The following is a 365-nucleotide window of genomic DNA, read 5'->3' on the forward strand; positions in this document are numbered from 1 at the left end:
TTCAAAAAACATTTTGTTATGAATAAAGATATTAAATATTTCGGAATAGACATTAGTCATTTGGTATTTGATGTTACAGATGCTGATGGTAATTATTACCAGTTTAAAAATAGTTTTTCAGGCTTTAAAAAGTTCGTAAAATTATTAGATGATAACAGTCATTGTGTAATGGAAGCTACCGGATATTATCATTACCAACTGGCTTATTATCTATTAGAATCAGGTAAGAAAGTATCGGTAGAGAATCCTTTATTTGTATAATAATTATACCCTGGACTTTTACGAGTTCGCTTTCGCGAAAGCGGAATTAAAGAAAGACATCTCACAAAAAATAAAGAAAGACAAGAATGGTTTATAGCTGATTT

General features: G+C 29.0%; 1 pseudogene. It reads left to right on the plus strand.

Annotated features, from left to right (window positions below):
* A pseudogene (locus tag Q0838_RS14270) lies at window positions 1-261 on the plus strand (IS110 family transposase); the annotation flags it as partial.
* Window positions 262-365: the final 104 nt, after the last annotated feature.

The organism is uncultured Nonlabens sp., assembly GCF_947495285.1.
Taxonomy (GTDB): Bacteria; Bacteroidota; Bacteroidia; order Flavobacteriales; family Flavobacteriaceae; genus Nonlabens.